This is a genomic window from Streptoverticillium reticulum (genome assembly GCF_047456005.1).
In the GTDB taxonomy this organism is placed as follows: Bacteria; Actinomycetota; Actinomycetes; order Streptomycetales; family Streptomycetaceae; genus Streptomyces; species Streptomyces reticulum.
In genome coordinates this window covers 5,875,450-5,891,227 of the sequence record NZ_CP179755.1, presented here as the reverse complement: position 1 = coordinate 5,891,227, position 15,778 = coordinate 5,875,450, and the positions used below count along the sequence as shown (strand labels likewise).

Here is a 15,778-nt window from a genome sequence, read left to right as displayed (position 1 = left end):
CCATTCATCGAGTTTGCGCAGGGTTCGTCGCTGCCCGGTGGGGCACAGCACGCGACGGGCGCGTAGTAGGCACGGGTTGCAGCAGACATGTCGGGGGGCGGCATGGCCGGTGGTCCGCTCGTGTGGGTGAGAGGAGGCAAGGCCGGCTTCATCATCCGTGTGCCCTCCGCAGGTGCACACCCATGAGGGTCGTGAGCGCCACCGACCGCTCGATGTCGCCCACCGCTGCCGCCTCCCGCCGAGCCTGTTTGATCCTGTCGCACTCGGCACAACGCCCGCCGGCCTCCGGCTCGGCGGTCATCCCACTCCCTGAACGTGGAGCCGCACAGCGGAATCCGGCTTGCCCCTGCCCGAACGATGCTCGGCGCACAAGCACGTCGGGTAGGCCATGGAGCCTGTGGAGGGGTCCGGGCCGTCCGACGATTCGCCGAGCCCGTGTCTCACCCCCCGTCCAGCACCGGCAGTGCCGCGCTCTGCGGTCATCCGTGCGGGGCTGGGGTGCAATGCTCTCTTCACTCTTCCGCCTCCGGCCGATTCTCAGCGCCCTCAACCAGTCACGGCTGAGGTAATCACCAGGAAACCGAGGTGAGTTGGGTTGAACCAGAGCAGAGATGACGCATCCCTGATGCATACTCGACGCAGAGGAGCTCTGAGCTGGGTGGACGTCTGGCACGACACAGGGGGCACGCATGCCGACACGGCGGCGTCTGGCAATGCGCCGCAGAGCCCTGGGCTACAGCCAAGAAGAGCTCGCAGAGATGCTCGGGGTGGACCGCACGTCGGTGGGACGATGGGAACGTGGCGAGGCCGACCCTCAACCTCACAACCGGCCAAAGCTTGCAAGCTTCCTCAAGGTCACCCTGTCGGAGCTTGATGCCCTTCTGTCGACCAAGGCATCATGGGAAATCGAACAGCCGGTCACCCGAGCAACACGACCGAAAGGCACATTCGACCGTGCTGCCGCCGACCACTTGGGCACAGGTGACCTTGACGACATGATCCGGCGCGATTTTCTACGGCTCCTCACCATAACCAGCACACTCATTTCGCTGCCGAACACGGCAGACTCCCGCGCAAGCGACACGACTCATCCCTTCCAAGCCCCCGCCGCCGAAGACTTCAATCTCATGAACGCTCACCTATGGCAGGTCTTCTCCCTTGCCAAGAACAAGCGTTCAGCTCTTCCCCTGGTCCGGGAGCAGCTGTCCACCCTGAACAGCAGCATGCGCAGCGCCGGCAATCAGATCACCCACAGGCAACTGTGCACAGCAGCAGGAGACGCCTTCCAGCTCGCAGGGGAAATCTTCTTCGACAGCAACCGTTACACAGATGCCGCCCACTGCTACTCCCTTGCGGCAAGTGCAAGCAGAGAAGCCGGGAGCCCGGACCTGTGGGCATGCGCACTGACACGTCATGCATTCATCGGGATGCATGAGCGGAACTTCAAAGACGCCGTACCCATACTGTCAGCCGCGGCGAACATCGCACGACGAGGCGACAGTCAACTCTCCACCCGGCATTGGGTGGCCGCAGTGCAGGCCGAAGCATTCGCCGGAATCGGGGACTTGGATTCCTGCAAGCGAGCTCTCGACGAAGCCGAGCAAGTACACGCACTCAGTGGACAAGTGCACAACGGCGGATGGTTGCGCTTCGACGGATCCCGCTTGGCCGAAGAGCGCGGAACCTGCTACGTCGAGCTGGGCAGGCCCGACCTCGCTGAAGCTGCCTTGACCGAGGCCTTGTCCCAGAATCTCTCAGCACGCAGAAAAGGCAGTGTGCTTACCGGCCTTGCCTCGCTGGGAGTGCAACGGCGCGACACAGAACAAGCGCTTGGCTGTGCCAACGCCGCGATCGAGCTGGCCCACCAAACGGGGTCAGGTTACGTGGCGCGCAAGCTGAACAGTCTGCGCGCCCAGCTGGAATCACTGATGCCTGACAGTCGCGTCTCTCAACTCGTCTTTCACATCTCGACATTGAATGTCGCTGGATAACCCAGGAGAGGATTCACCGTGCACGAGGAGCAAGGGCGCGCATTCCGCGAGGCATGGATTGCCGGGGTCAAGAAGCACTATCCAGGTGAGCCCAAGCCCGGGTACATCACCCCCTGGGAGGAGACTCCCGGCTGGGAACGGCAGTCCGCCGCCGCCGTGTACGGGCAGGTAGCAGCATTCGTCGACGTCAGCGCAGGCAACACAGCCAAGCTCACGCGCGAACAGAAGGGACGGTTCGTCGCGACGTGCTGGATCGCCCAGATCCACAAGCACATTGACGACCCGAAGCCCGGCTACGTCGCCGACTGGGACCAACTGCCCGAATGGCAGCGCGAGACCGATTCCGACATCTTCGAGGCCATCGAGCGCACAATGTGACGGCAGCCCCGGCCGGCCGCTGTGCTCGCCGCCCGGCGCAGGGGCGGCGAGCACGCAGAACTCAGAACCGCGCCTTCTCCAGCCAAAGATCCAGCACCCCGCGGTCCCCCGCGACCGTCACCGTGTCGAAGTCCGCCGGCAGGCGGCGGTAGAGGACGCGCAGGACGTCCGCGACCGGGCCGCGGACCGCCACCGCCGCCTTCTCGTGGGCGTGGCGCCAGGCGATGCGGTCGCCCGTCAGGTCGAGGAACCACTCGCCCTCCGCCTCCGGCGGGGTGTCCGTGGTGTGCAGGTGGAGCGTGCGGCCGGGGCCCAGGAGGTCCTTCAGTTCCGGGCGGATGCCCAGGGTCATGATCAGGGAGACCATCTCCAGCCACTCGTCCAGGCAGTCGGCCGCCAGCGCCGCGTCCACCGTGTAGTCGGCGCCCGTCGTCGCCGCCGCGTCCGCCCGGTGGATCACCGTTTCGTGGGCCGCGCGACGGGCCCAGAACGCCGCACTCTGGTCGATGCCGAAGGGCCGGACCCGGGCGTCCGGGCCCGCGTCGCGCAGGGTGCGCGCCAGTGTCCTGGCGCCGTCCGCCAGCCAGACGTCGAGGGCGTCCGCATCGGCGGGGTCCGGGCCGTCCGCGGGGGTGAGGGGGGTCGCGTCGGCGAGGGGCTCACGGCCCCGCTCGCGGGCGGCCTTCTCGATGTTGCGGTGGGCCGTGCCCAGGTGGAGCAGGAGGTCCGCGAGGGTCCAGTCGGGGCACGTGGGGACGGGTGCCGCGAGGTCGGCGCCCTGGAAGGCGGCCCTCAGCAGGCCCGTCTGGGAGACGATCTCCGAACAGTAGCGTTCGTATGCGAAAGCGCTCATGGGCTCCACTGTATGGGGCGCCTCTGACAACGCCCCTGCCCGGACCGGCCGTTCAGCCCTTCTGGATGTCCGAGTACGACGGGGTCTTGTCCTTGACCTCGGCCCCCGCGCTCTTGCCCGCGTCCTTCACCCCGTTGATGACATTGCCGAACGAGTTCACGTCCGCGTCCGACGCATCTCCCTTGCGGATCTTGGTGGAGAGGTTCTTGAGCGAGTCGATCCCCGCCGTGAGCGGTGCCAGGGCCTTCGTCAGCGTCGGGTCGCCCTTGGCGTTCTCCGTGGCGGCCTTCAGGCGGTTGTACGCGAACGTGCCGGCCAGGCCCGCCTTGACGAGGGCGACCGTGCGGCCGTCCGCGCCCTTCTTGAACGAGCCGCTCTTGAAGGGCTTGATGATCCACTGGTAGGTGGCCCCGGCCGCGAGGCCCGCGTTGGCGACGAAGCGGGTCTTGGCGAACTTCTGCTTCTCCGCCGAGCTCGTCGGTGTCGCCTCTTCCCCGGCCTTCTCCTTCTTCTTGCCGCCGCAGGCCACCGCGCCGCCGAACAGCAGGCAGCAGGCGAGCAGGGCGGCCAGGGCGGTGCGGGCGCGGCGGTTCACGGGTGCCTCCGGCGGAGCTCGGGGACGGGGGTGCGCCCTTCAGCCTTACCCACGCCGCGGGCCGCCGCCATCCGGAACGGACCGTTCGGAGGAGGCGTACGGGAGCACTCTCAGCAGCAGTCCGGCTCCAGGCCCGACGGCAGCCGCTCTCCCCCGAACACCGTCACCGTCGCCTCGTCCCCGCCCAGCGCCGCCACCGCCAGCAGCAGCGAACCGGCGGTCCACGACGTGCACTCCCGCGGCCAGACCACCTCGTCGTCGAAGACGTAGCCCGTCCAGTACATGCCGTCCTCGGCCCGCAGGTGCTGGATCCACTGCAGGATCTGCACCGCGCGGTCGGACTCGCCCATCGCCCAGAGGGTCAGGGCGAGTTCGCAGCTCTCCCCGCCCGTCACCCACGGGTTCGGCACCACGCAGCGCACGCCCAGGCCGGGGACCACGAAGCGGTCCCAGCCCTCCTCGATGCGCTCCTTGGCCGCCGGGCCGGTGACCGCGCCGCCGAGCACCGGGTAGTACCAGTCCATGGAGTAGCGGTTCTTGTCCAGGAACCGCTCCGGGTGGTGCCGTATCGCGTGCGCGAGCAGGCCGGCCGCCAGCTCCCAGTCCGGCTGGGGCTCCTCGCGGTGCTCGGCGATGGCCAGCGCGCAGCGCAGGGCCTGGTGGACGGAGGACGAGCCGGTGAGCAGGGCGTCGGTGACGGGCGTGCCGTCCTCCTCCCGCTTCCAGCCGATCTGCCCGCCGGGCTGCTGCAGTTGCAGCACGAACTCGACGGCGGCGTAGACGGTCGGCCACATGCGGTCGAGGAAGGCGTCGTCGCCGGTGGAGAGGTAGTGGTGCCAGGTGCCTACGGCGATGTAGGCGACGAAGTTCGACTCGCGGCTGCGGTCGGTGGGTTCGTCGGCGGCGCCGTCGGCGTAGGCCGCGTACCAGGAACCGTCGGAGTTCTGGTGATCGGCGAGCCACCGGTAGGCCGCCTCCGCGCGTTCGTGTTCGCCTGCCGTGTCCAGGGCCATGGCGGCCTCGACGTGGTCCCACGGGTCCAGGTGGTGCCCGCGGAACCACGGTATGGCCCCGTCGGGGCGCTGGACGGCGGCCATCCCGGCCACGGTCCGGGTCACCTGCTCCGCGGTGAGCACACCGGGGAGAGCGAGCCGCTCGCTGCGGTCCGGCCTGCGGCCTGCCCTGGTCACACGAGCTCCTCGGCGGGGGCGGTGCCCTCGGTGTCCCCGTCGAACGCGCCGGCAGGCGCGTGCGGCTTGGTGGCGTAGGCGACGAAGCTCTTGCCGATGACCGGGTTGAGGGCCTGTTCGGCGAGCCGGGTGGCCAGCGGCTTCTTCATGATGTCCCAGACCAGCAGCTTGTGGTAGGCGCGGACCGGCAGCACCTTGTCGTTGTCCACGCCGAAGGCGCACTTGAGCCACCAGTAGGGGCTGTGCAGGCCGTGCGCGTGGTGGGTGCCGTAGGGCTTGAGGCCGGCCTCCTCCATCTTGCGCAGCAGTTCGTCGGCCTTGTAGATGCGGATGTGCCCGCCCTCGACCTCGTGGTAGGCGTCGCTGAGCGCCCAGCAGACCTTCTCCGGGCCGTAGCGGGGCACGGTGACGGCTATCCGGCCGCCGGGCTTGAGGACGCGGACCATCTCGGCGAGGACGCCCTTGTCGTCCGGGATGTGCTCCATGACCTCGGAGATGATGACGACGTCGAACGAGGCGTCGGGGAAGGGGAGTGCGAGCGCGTCGCCCTCCATGGCCGTGGCGGTGGCCCCGGCGGGGGCCTCGCCGGCCTCCTTCATGGCGGCGAACCACTTGGCGACCTCGCGGATCTCCTCGCTGCTGCGGTCGAGGGCGACGACGCGCGCTCCGCGCCGGTAGCACTCGAAGGCGTGGCGGCCCGCGCCGCAGCCCAGGTCGAGGACGCGGTCGCCTGCGGCGAGCGGGAAGCGGGAGAAATCGACGGTCAGCACGAGTCCTTGCCTTCTGGGCTTACCGCCCGGGGGAGGGGGTCGGTGCGGGTCCGCTCCGCGGGCTTTCCCTGCGGGGGCGGAGCACTGGTGCGCCGTGCCGGCGCGGGACGGTGGCGGCTTCCGCCGGTTCGGCACCGCCGGTCACCTTGCGGTGGGCTGAGCACCGTTGCGGCGGATTCAAAGGCGAGGCGGCTCGCCTTTGAATCCGCCGCAACGGCGAGCAACCACGATGGCGCACCTGGGGGTCCCCCCAGCGGTAGCCGGGGGAGGTGCCCAGCGAGCTCGGCCGTCAACGGTTCGCCCTCAGAGCCGCGCGGTACTGCTGCACCGTCCCCAACGCCGCCTGCCGCCACGTGAAGCGGCTCAGGACCCGCTCCCGGCCCGCCGCGCCGAGGCGATGGCGCAGGGACTCGTTGTCCAGCAGGCGGGCGAGGCCCGAGGCCAGGGCGCCGGGGTCGCCCGGCGGGACGGCCAGGCAGGTCTCGCCGTCGGGGCCCGCGACCTCGGGGATGGCGCCGCCGGTGGTGGCCAGCAGCGGGGTTCCGGTGGCCATGGCCTCGGCGGCGGGCAGCGAGAAGCCCTCGTACAGCGAGGGCACACAGGCGACCTGCGCGGAGCGCACCAGGTCGACGAGTTCCGCGTCGCTGATGCCCTTGACGAACTCGACGGCCCCGTCGAGCCCGCAGCGCCGGATCGCCGTGGCGACCGGGCCCTTCTCGGGGCGCTTGCCGACCACGACCAGATGGGCCTGCGGGTTGCGGGCCCGTACCACCGCGAGGGCCTCCACCAGGTGGACCAGGCCCTTGAGGGGGACGTCCGCGCTGGAGGTGGTGACGATACGTCCGGGGACCTCGGGCACCGACGGGTCGGGCGAGAAGAGGTCGGTGTCCGTGCCGATGTGGACGACGTGGATCCGGTCCCGTCGCACGCCGAGGTGCTGCACGATCTCGTCGCGCGAGGAGCCGGAGACGGTCAGGACGGACGGCAGCCGCCGGGCGACCCGCTTCTGCATGCGCGTGAAGCCGTACCAACGGCGCACGGAGGCGCGCCGCTTCCAGTCCGCCGCGGCGGCGAGGTCGAGCTGCCGGTCGACGGTGATGGGGTGGTGGATCGTGGTGACGAGCGGGGCGCCCAGCGTCTCGGGGCCGCCGAGCAAGCCGTAGCCCAGGGTCTGGTTGTCGTGGACGACGTCGAAGTCGCCGCGCCGCGCGGCGAGATGGCGCCGGGCGCGCAGGCTGAAGGTGAGCGGCTCGGGGAAGCCGCCGGTCCACATGGTGGAGACCTCCAGCGCGTCGATCCAGTCGCGGTACTCGTCGCGCGCGGGGGTACGGAAGGGGTCGGGCTGCCGGTAGAGGTCGAGGCTGGGGAGTTCGGTGAGGCGGACGCCCTCCTCGGGGTCGAGGACGGGGTACGGCTGGGAGCCGATGACCTCCACCATGTGGCCGAGGCGGGCGAGTTCGCGGGAGAGGTGGCGTACGTAGACGCCCTGGCCGCCGCAGAACGGGTTCCCCTTGTAGGTGAGCAGCGCGATGCGCAGCGGGCGGTCGTCACCGCCCCCGGCCGGGAGGTCGCCGCCCCGCGTGAACGCTGCCTCCGTGGCCTCAGCGGTCACTCCGGCCTCCTTGTCGCTGCTGTTCCGCCGGAGCGTAACCGGTCGCGCTAATCTAGAACAAGTTTCAGACTGAGTCGTCCAGAAGCCCTGAATCTACCGGCACGACGGGCGGTCGAAAGAGCGCCGCCGGGTGATTCGCGCCACGGCCCGGCCCCTGCCATGCTGTGCCGTCCGGGCCGTACGGAGAACCACCGCAGGGCTGGAGCGGAATGGGACACATGACTGCACACCGCACGCCGCCGGCCGGGACGGCCGCACCGCCCGGCACCGCCGCCGCGCCCCTGACCGAGCGTCAGGAGGAGCGGCGGCGCCGCATCCTGCAGGCGACCGCCCGGCTGGCCGGGCGCGGCGGTTACGACGCGGTGCAGATGCGCGAGGTCGCCGAGTCCGCGGGAGTCGCCCTCGGCACCCTCTACCGCTACTTCCCCTCCAAGGTCCACCTGCTCGTCGCCACGATGCAGGACCAGCTGGAACAGCTCCACGCGACGCTGCGCAAGCGGCCGCCGACGGAGGAGGACCCGGCGGCCCGGGTCGCCCAGACGCTGATGCGGGCGTTCCGCGCGATGCAGCGCGAACCGCACCTGGCGGACGCCATGGTGCGGGCCCTGACCTTCGCCGACCGGTCGGTGAGCGCCGAGGTCGACGCGGTGTCCCGGCTGACCACGGCCATCATCCTGGACGCGATGGGGCTGACCGGGGCGCCCGGCGCCGAGCAGCTCTCGGCCGTGCGCGTCATCGAGCACACCTGGCACTCCGCGCTGATCACCTGGCTGTCGGGGCGGGCCTCCATCGCCCAGGTGAAGATCGACATCGAGACGGTGTGCCGGCTCATCACCAGGTGACATCGCCAGGTGACATCACCAGGTGACGGGCCCTGCCGGCCGCCGGTAGGCGCAAGCCGCTCGCGCGCGGGGCACACGTGGCCGATTCGGTACGTCATCGCGCCCCCGGGCGTCCTAACTTCCCTACCCAGGACAGTGGTTCACGTCGGTATGAATTGACCGACGTGACCGGGATGGTTCGTCACAGGGAACGGGGAGGGACGGAAACGTGATCCGAGTCCTGCTCATACACGACACCCACCTACTGCGCACGGCGCTGGCGACCGTGATCGGCAGAGAGCCGGACCTGGAAGTCGCCTCGGCACCCTGGCAAGGAGCAGCCACCGGTTACCGGACACTGCGGCCGGACGTGTGCGTGGTCGACATGGACGGCCCCGAGGCGGGCGGCCCGCGCGGCATCGGCGACCTCGCGCACCGATGTCACGCGCCGGGCGGCGGGGGCGCCGCGCTGCTCGCCCTGGCGACTCCCGGGCGGCCGGGCCCGCTGCGCCGGGCCTTCGAGGAGGGCGCGTTGGGATACCTGAGCAAGAACACCTCGCCGGACCGGCTGGTCGAGGGCATCCGGCACGTGGCCAAGGGCGAGCGGTACATCGACGAGTCGCTCGGCCACGGCTTCCTGGAGGCCGCCGCCATGCCGCTGACCCGAAGAGAGCTGAGTGTGCTGTCACTTGCCGCGGAGGGGGCCTCCATCGGGGAGATCGCCCGCAGTCTGCACCTGTCGAACGGGACCGTACGCAATTACATGGCCGCCATCACCCGGAAGACCGGGGCCCGCAACCGGGTCGATGCGATCCGCATATCGCAGGGGGCGGGCTGGCTGTGAGACGGCCGCCTCCGCCCGGAGGCCGTCCGCTGCCGCGTCGCCTCCCATGAGGTCGCGGTAGAACGCCGAGCGCCGCAGCAGCTCGGCGTGCGTCCCGGCGGCCGTCCGCGCACCGTCCATGACGAGGACCCGGCCCGCGCGCCGGGCCGAGCCCGCGCGGTGCGCGATCACGACGAGGGTGCCGCCGGGGCGCGCCGCGAAGGCGCGCTCCGCGCGCGCCTCGGCGGCCGGGTCGAGGTGGCAGGCCGCCTCGTCCAGCAGCACGACCGGGGCCGGGGAGAGGTACGCGCGCACCAGGGCGATGTGCTGCCGCTCCCCCGCCGACAGCTCGCCGGGGACGAGCGGTGCGGACAACCCGCCGAGCCGGTCCAGGAGTTCACGGGCCCCCACCGCGTCGGCGGCGGCCAGCACCTCGCGGTCGGGGACCGCGTCCGTGCGGAGGTAGCGGACGTTGTCGCCGACGGTGCCGGAGAAGACGTACGCCTCCTGCGGGATCAGCGCCCGGAGGCCGCGGGCCGCCCGGGCCCGCGCCGGGATCCCGCACACCGCGACCTCGCCCCGCTGTGGCTCCAGCACCCCCGCGACCAGCGCCGCCAGCGTCGACTTGCCGATACCGCTGAGACCGACGACGGCGAGGTGGGAGCCGTGCGGGAGGTCCAGGTCGAGGCGGTCGACGACGGGGGCGGCGTGGGGGCCGTGGGCGAAGGTGACGCCGCGCAGGGCGACGGCGGGGGCGTCCGGAGGGGCAGGTTCCGACAACACGGGCGGCCGGTCGGGGAGTTCGGCCGTCAGCCGGCGGAGGACGACGGCCAGCCGGGAGCCGTTCGTCCCCAGACCGTGCATGAGGTTCTGCAGGCCCGGCAGGAGGGACTGGGTGAGGTAGGCGAGGGCGCCGACGAGCGCGCCCGCGGACACGCCGCGGTCCAGCAGCCGGGGCGCGGCAACCAGCAGCAGCACGACGGGCAGCCGGCCCGCGACGGCCAGTGCCGCCACGCGCAGCACGGACCAGCGGGCCAGGGCCCGCGAGGCGTCCCGCTCGGCGTCGACGAGCGCCCCGGTGCCGGCGTGGACCTGTTCCTCGGCGCCCGCGGCCGCGACGTCGCGCAGACCGGCGCAGACGTCGCCGAGCGACTGTGCCACGGCCTCGTCGGCGTCGAGGAACGCCTCCTGACGGCTCACGAGCGGGCGCAGCGTCGCGGCGAACAGCGCCAGCCCGGCGAGCAGCGGCGGCAGGACGAGCGCGAGCAGGACGGGGGCCAGGAGGCAGAGCCCGGCCAGCACTCCGACGGCGGTGAAGACGAACGTCCGCGCGACCATGACCACTCCCGCGAACGTGTCGCGGGCGATCTCGACCTGGTGCGTGAGCCGGGACACGGCGGCGCGGTCGCCGTCGTGCAGGGCGCGGGCGACGACGCGCCGCACGAGGGCGTCCCGCAGGGGCTCGGCGAGGGCGGCGGTGCCGCGGTAGGTGCGGCCGGTGCCGTAGGCGCCGACGAGGACGGCGCAGGCCGCACCGGCCAGCCAGGCGAGGCCGTTCGCCGGCCTCCCGGCGAGGAACCCGGCGTCGAGGGCCCGGGCGAGGGCGTATCCGGTGGCGAAGGTGTACGCGGCCTCGGCGACCGACCACCCCGCGAGCCCGACGACGGCGCGCCGCCGGCGCCACAGGAACCGGGCGCCCCGCCGGGTGAGGGTACGGGAGGTTCGGGCTCCGCCCACGGGCCCCTCCTCGGGCTTCGGGTCCACGGCTACGACTCCGCACCCTGCGCGACGGGCGGTTCCCGGGGCTCGAAAACCGCACAGTATTCCGGCAGCTCGCACAAGTGCGCATGGGTGCCCACCGCTCGAATCCGGCCATCCTCGAGCCAGGCCACCCGGTCCGCGCGGGCCGCCGTCGTGGGGCGGTGGGCCACGACGAGGCAGGTGCGGGCGGAGCCCGCGGCGGTCAGGAGGGTGCGGGTGATGCGGCGTTCCGTCACCGCGTCCAGGCTCGACGTCGCGTCGTCCAGGACGATCAGGCGGCTGTCGGTGCGGGCGAACGCCCTGGCCAGGCCCAGGCGTTGGGCCTCGCCGCCCGACAGCGGCGCCGCCGCGCAGGGCGTGCCGTAGCGTGCCGGGAGGCGGCGGATGAATTCGTCCGCGCAGGCGGCCCGCGCCGCGGCGGCGACCGCCCCGGGGGCGGACGGCTGCGGGCCCAGCCCGATGGTGCCGGCGATCGTGCCGCCGAGCAGCGCGGGGCGGGCGAAGGCGTAGGTGATGCGGGAGCGCAGCGCGGTGCGGGTGAGGTCACCGAGGGGGACCCCGTCCAGCTCCACCACCCCCGCGTCGGGGTCGGCGAGCCGGCCCGCCAGTTCGGCGAGGACCGACGTGCCCGTGCCCGAGCGGCCGACGACCGCCAGGGTCGTACCGCCCGGCACCACCAGGTCCAGCCCGTCGAGGACGCGGCGGCCCCCGCGGACCGCGGTCACCCCGCGCAGCCGCAAGGTCCCGTCGCCCTCGGGCGGTTCCCGCCGCCCGTACCGGGCCGGCGGCTCCGCGAGGACCTCCGCCAGCCGCCCGGCGGCCGTGCGCGCGTGCACCAGGGCGTTGAGGCGGCCGACGATCGCGCCGATCCCGGCGGCCAGCACCGCGTAGCGCGAGGCGGCCAGCACGTCGCCGACGCTGAGGGCGCCCTGCGCGAGGCGCAGGCCGGCGACGGCCAGCACCACGATCTGCAGCAGCGGCAGCACGGCTGCCGCCTGCGCGGCCGAGCGGCCCTGGACCTGCCACATGCGATGGCCCTCGCGGGAGAGCCCGGGGAGCGGCTGCAGGATGCGGTCCGCCTCGCGGCGGGCCGTTCCGGCCGCGGTGATGGTGCGCACGCCGTCGAGGGCCTCGACGAGCCGGCCGGCCAGGTCGCCCTGGAGGCGCTGGTAGGCGGCGAGGCAGTCGGTGGAAGCCCGGGTGAAGGCGCGCAGCAGAAGGAAGAGGAGGGGGGCGCCGGCCAGGAAGGCGACGGCGAGCCAGGGGTCGACCAGGCCGAGGGCGACGATCCCGCCGAGCGGCGCGGCGACGGAGGCGACGGCCGAGGCGAGGCTGCCGGGGGCCGTGCCCACGTAGGCGGCGTTGCCGACGAGGCGGGCGACGAGGTCGCCCGGGGCGAAGCGGGCGGTGGCCCGCGGCCCGACGGCGAGGACGTGCCCGAGCACCCGGTGCCGCAGCCAGGCCGTGGCCCCGGCGGCGGTGGTGCCGGTGAGCAGGCCGTCGAGCGCGTCGACGACGGCCGGTGCGCACAGCAGCAGTGCGCACAGCACGACCCAGCGGCCCGCCTCGCCGCTCTGCCGCGCGAGCAGCAGGTCGACGGTGTGGCCGAGGACGGCGGGCAGCAGCAGGGCGGCGCCGGTGCCCGCGACGGAGGTCAGGCCGAGGGCGAGCGTACGGGCGCCGACGTGCCGGGTCGCGTCGGCGACGAGCCGGTCGCCGGGGCCGAGACGGGTTCGGCGATGCCTCGCGGCCATGGGCGGAAGCCCTTCCGTTGCGGTCGAGCGGGCCCTCCCGCCAAGGGGAGAGCCCGCCCGGAGCGGTCACCGGTTACCGATCACCAGGGCGTGTGTCAGAGACACAGCAGAACGCTGGCAACGCTGTCGCACAGGAGCAGGCTGACCTGGCTGCCGCCACCTTCGCCACCACCGTCGTGGCGCTCTTCGGATTCCATGCCCTGGAGGTCGAGAAGCGACATGATTCTTCCTTTCATCACGTTCTTTGGGGACAGGGTTGTGCCACGGCTCCTCCGCATCGGCGGAGGAACCGGCTCAGGGGCGCCCGTGCGGGCGCGGGAGGAACGGCAGTTGTGCCGTGCGGTCGCCCAGGGCGGTGCCGAGGGCGAGCAGGCAGCCTGCGGTTCCGGTGGCGAGGTCCATGGACAGCCGCATCATCTGGTGGCCGGGGAAGGCCAGTTCGCCCTGGTAGGCCATGCCGTACCAGCCCAGTGCGGCGACCTGCCGCGCCAGGTGGTCCGGGGCCGCCCCGGGGGCGGTGGTGCGGGCCAGGTGCCAGATCATCCCGGCCCGGCCCTGGAACAGGCCGGGCTGGGCGTAGAAGCGCGAGCTGGCGGCGGCGAGGATCCCGGAACGGGCCTCGGCCAGGTCGGATCCCGGCACGTGCCCGAGGTAGTCGTCCAGGACGGCGCCGATGCCGACGCTGCCGTCGCCGAGGTACGGCATGGTGCGCCAGCCCTCGTCGACGGCCAGCGCGCCGCGGGCCGTACGCACGCACCGTTCCAGGTCCGCGCGCAGGGCGGCCTCGGCGAGTTCGAGCAGGGCGGGGGCGCCCGTCCGCTCGTACAACCGCAGGAAGAACAGGGCGGGCCCGGTGGCGCCGTGCAGCAACCCGGCCCGGACGGGCCCCGGCGTTGCGGGGGCGGCCATCCGGTCGGCGAGCAACTGGGCGGCTTCGACGGCCCGTTCGTGGAAGTCCCGCTCGCCGGTGGTGCGGGCGAGGTGGTCGAGGACGAGCCCGATGCCGGCGACGCCGCCGTGCAGGCCGGAGCCGAGGCGCTGCCACCGTTCGCCGAGGACCGTTCCGGCGAGGTCGAGCGCGCGGTCGCGGTGGCCGAGCCCGTCGAGGACGAAGGCGACGCCGGCGAGCCCGTCGTAGAGGCCGGGCGGGGTGCCGGGCGGCGCGGGGTCGGTGTGGTCGAGCAGCCACCGCTCACCGGTCTCGTACCGCGGCGCACCGGTCTCGGCGAGGGCGTAGAGCACCCCGGCGGCGCCGTGCGCGAGGCCGAGGCCGCCGCCCTCGGTGAACTGGGCGACGTCGCCGGGGAAGAGCCGGTCGTCGCGGTCGGGCGTGGCGGAGGCGAGCAGGGCGCGGACCATCGAGTCCCGGCTGCGCGGCCAGTCGCCGGGATCGGGAAGAGCAGTGGCAGCGCCCCCGTCACGGGTGATCTCGGCGACGGCCTCGTCCAGGAACTCCCTCGGCACGTCCGGGAATTCGGCTGCGATGACCTCCGCGAGGTGGGCGGCCTTGCCGCGGTCGACGGCGAGGAGCGTGGTGACGGGCAGGAACAGGGCGAGCCGCAGGCACGCCAGCGCGTACCGGTCGGTGTCGGTGCCCGTGCGGCCGGCCGGGGCGCAGAAGCCGGGGTGGGCGACGACCTGGCGGCTGCGGTCGGAGACGTCCGCGGCGGCCTCGAAGTCGATGAGGACGACGGACCGTTCGTCGGGCGCGACCATGATGTTGAACATGTGCAGGTCGTTGAAGACCACTCCCCTGCCGTGCACCGCCTCGACCGCCTCCTCGACGGCGCGGTGGATCCGCAGGGCCCAGGCCGTGTAGTCGGCGAGCGCGGCGGGGTCGGGGTCGGTGGTGAGCAGCGGATGACGTTCGGCGAAGTAGGAGTTGAGGGTGCGGCCCTCGACGAAGTCCATGACGAGGAAGCGGTGGTCGCCCAGGGTGCACCAGTCGCGCACGGCGGGGGCGACGCCGAGTCCGGACAGCCGTTCCAGCGCCGTCCTCTCCCGCTCCAGCCGGGCGATGGCGTCGGCCCCGTCCGCGGCGAGCCCGGCGTACGGCCGGCCCTCCTTGAGGACGACCGCCCGCCCGTCGCGGGTGCCGGTGCCGCGGTAGACGCCGCCGCCGTTGGAGAAGTGCAGGGCCTTCTCGATGCGGTAGGGCAGTTCGCCGACGGTGGTGGCGTTGCGCGCGGCGAGGTGAGGCGCGAGGAAGTCCGGAAGGGGCACCCACGCGGGCACCTGGAAGGCGGGGTTCCGGGTGTCCGGGACGAGCCGGCCCTCGCCGTCCTCGACGGCGGGCACGAGCGTGCCGCGCTCGTCCAGGCAGTAGCGCCGCTCGAAGGCCCCGTACCGGACGTACAACGGCCCTTCGTGCCAGCGCAGATCGGTGAGGATGTACGGCCCCGGCCGCCCACCGACGATCTCGTGCAGCTCGGTGAGCACAGTGTGCAGCTGCTCCTCGTCCTGCGGGTAGACGGTGACGAACTTCCCGCTGCCGTCGCGGGCCGCGTACTTGCTGTTGCGCAGGTGCAGGAGGGGGCGGCTGGGCACGAACTTGAACGAGATGCCCCGCGGAATACAGTAGTCCCACACGGCGGCGGCCGTCTTCTCCGCGGAGTCGGCGGTGGCCGACACATGGATCTTCCAGCCCTGGGGAGGCAGTTGCCGCCCGTCGGGGATCAGGTGCAGCCAGTCCCCGCTGCGCGCGGTCCGCCACCTGCCGGGGGCGGGCCTGCGGGCGGGCTCGAAGAGGGCGTCGTCGCCCTCGGCACCGGGGGCGGTCAGACGGTCCGGGGTCTCGTAGAAGTGCCGGTCGACCAGGCAGTGGACCTCGTACCGCTTGTCCATCGTGAGCGATCCCCCCTCGGCCTGTCCGCTGACAGGACGAGATTTCCACGACGCCCGGTGACGGAACAGTCACAGCTGTCATGACGTGACCATGCGGAACGCATGAGTAGCTTGGCGTGGTAACTGGTGGCCACAGGCGCCCCCTTGCCGGCCATGAGACGAACGAAGGCCCAAGTAGGCTTCGAACAACGGTGCGCGGCCATGGGCAGGCCCTGCCGTCCCGCCGCCCAACTCGTCTTGGGCAGCGACTCCTGAAGATCTTCCAGTGCCGCAGCAGAGAGTCTTTGCCCTGCGTCTCCGTGACACGCCGCTGACCCTCACTGTGCACCGAAGGTGAGGACGCCTGCGGGGTAACTTGTCCGGAGCCGGCCGACAGGACGGGCACC

General features: G+C 72.4%; 13 protein-coding genes and 1 pseudogene. 4 read left to right on the top strand and 10 right to left on the bottom strand.

The window, feature by feature from the left end:
* Window positions 1-151: 151 nt before the first annotated feature.
* Window positions 152-301 carry a hypothetical protein gene (locus tag ACMATS_RS27115; RefSeq protein WP_414169375.1) on the bottom strand — a complete coding sequence of 50 codons (150 nt, stop codon included), beginning with the start codon at window positions 299-301 and terminating at the stop codon, window positions 152-154.
* Window positions 302-689: 388 nt separating this feature from the next.
* Between ACMATS_RS27115 and ACMATS_RS27110 the strand changes: the two genes are divergently transcribed.
* Together ACMATS_RS27110 and ACMATS_RS27105 are read left to right on the top strand one after the other, a co-directional pair.
* Entirely contained in the window at window positions 690-1,991 is a 1,302-nt protein-coding gene (locus ACMATS_RS27110) for a helix-turn-helix domain-containing protein (RefSeq protein ID WP_414169374.1), read from the top strand.
* A gap of 18 nt (window positions 1,992-2,009) precedes the next feature.
* A complete protein-coding gene (locus ACMATS_RS27105; RefSeq protein WP_414169373.1) occupies window positions 2,010-2,369 on the top strand; it encodes a hypothetical protein in 360 nt (119 codons plus the stop codon).
* A 61-nt stretch (window positions 2,370-2,430) separates the two neighbouring features.
* Here the strand turns inward: ACMATS_RS27105 and ACMATS_RS27100 are convergent, their stop codons facing one another.
* The 5 genes from ACMATS_RS27100 to ACMATS_RS27080 form a co-directional block, all read right to left on the bottom strand.
* A complete protein-coding gene (locus tag ACMATS_RS27100) occupies window positions 2,431-3,222 on the bottom strand; it encodes a maleylpyruvate isomerase N-terminal domain-containing protein (protein ID WP_414169372.1) in 792 nt (263 codons plus the stop codon).
* Window positions 3,223-3,274: 52 nt separating this feature from the next.
* Entirely contained in the window at window positions 3,275-3,817 is a 543-nt protein-coding gene (locus ACMATS_RS27095; protein ID WP_414169371.1) for a hypothetical protein, read from the bottom strand.
* Window positions 3,818-3,927: 110 nt separating this feature from the next.
* Window positions 3,928-5,007 carry a prenyltransferase gene (locus ACMATS_RS27090; protein WP_414169370.1) on the bottom strand — a complete coding sequence of 360 codons (1,080 nt, stop codon included), beginning with the start codon at window positions 5,005-5,007 and terminating at the stop codon, window positions 3,928-3,930.
* Window positions 5,004-5,777 (bottom strand): methyltransferase domain-containing protein, encoded by a 774-nt coding sequence (locus ACMATS_RS27085; RefSeq protein ID WP_414169369.1) that lies wholly within the window; start codon window positions 5,775-5,777, stop codon window positions 5,004-5,006. Before ACMATS_RS27085 ends, ACMATS_RS27090 begins: the two co-directional genes overlap by 4 nt.
* 289 nt (window positions 5,778-6,066) lie before the next feature.
* Window positions 6,067-7,389 (bottom strand): glycosyltransferase family 4 protein, encoded by a 1,323-nt coding sequence (locus ACMATS_RS27080; RefSeq protein ID WP_414169368.1) that lies wholly within the window; start codon window positions 7,387-7,389, stop codon window positions 6,067-6,069.
* Between the two features lie 218 nt (window positions 7,390-7,607).
* Here ACMATS_RS27080 and ACMATS_RS27075 point away from each other — a divergent pair, with 218 nt between their 5' ends.
* Together ACMATS_RS27075 and ACMATS_RS27070 are read left to right on the top strand one after the other, a co-directional pair.
* Window positions 7,608-8,231: a TetR family transcriptional regulator gene (locus ACMATS_RS27075; RefSeq protein WP_390777825.1), complete on the top strand. Its 624-nt coding sequence runs from the start codon at window positions 7,608-7,610 to the stop codon at window positions 8,229-8,231.
* Between the two features lie 208 nt (window positions 8,232-8,439).
* Window positions 8,440-9,054: a LuxR C-terminal-related transcriptional regulator gene (locus ACMATS_RS27070; RefSeq protein WP_390777826.1), complete on the top strand. Its 615-nt coding sequence runs from the start codon at window positions 8,440-8,442 to the stop codon at window positions 9,052-9,054.
* A 306-nt stretch (window positions 9,055-9,360) separates the two neighbouring features.
* On the opposite strand, the pseudogene ACMATS_RS27065 reads toward ACMATS_RS27070, so the two are convergent.
* The 4 genes and pseudogenes from ACMATS_RS27065 to lanKC form a co-directional block, all read right to left on the bottom strand.
* Window positions 9,361-9,897, bottom strand: a pseudogene (locus ACMATS_RS27065) (ATP-binding cassette domain-containing protein); the annotation flags it as partial.
* A gap of 902 nt (window positions 9,898-10,799) precedes the next feature.
* Entirely contained in the window at window positions 10,800-12,548 is a 1,749-nt protein-coding gene (locus ACMATS_RS27060; RefSeq protein ID WP_414169367.1) for an ABC transporter ATP-binding protein, read from the bottom strand.
* 95 nt (window positions 12,549-12,643) lie between these two features.
* Window positions 12,644-12,769, bottom strand: a complete 126-nt coding sequence (locus ACMATS_RS27055) for a SapB/AmfS family lanthipeptide (RefSeq protein WP_390777828.1) — start codon at window positions 12,767-12,769, stop codon at window positions 12,644-12,646.
* A 73-nt stretch (window positions 12,770-12,842) separates the two neighbouring features.
* Window positions 12,843-15,392 carry a class III lanthionine synthetase LanKC gene (gene lanKC, locus ACMATS_RS27050; RefSeq protein ID WP_414169366.1) on the bottom strand — a complete coding sequence of 850 codons (2,550 nt, stop codon included), beginning with the start codon at window positions 15,390-15,392 and terminating at the stop codon, window positions 12,843-12,845.
* Window positions 15,393-15,778 lie beyond the last annotated feature (386 nt).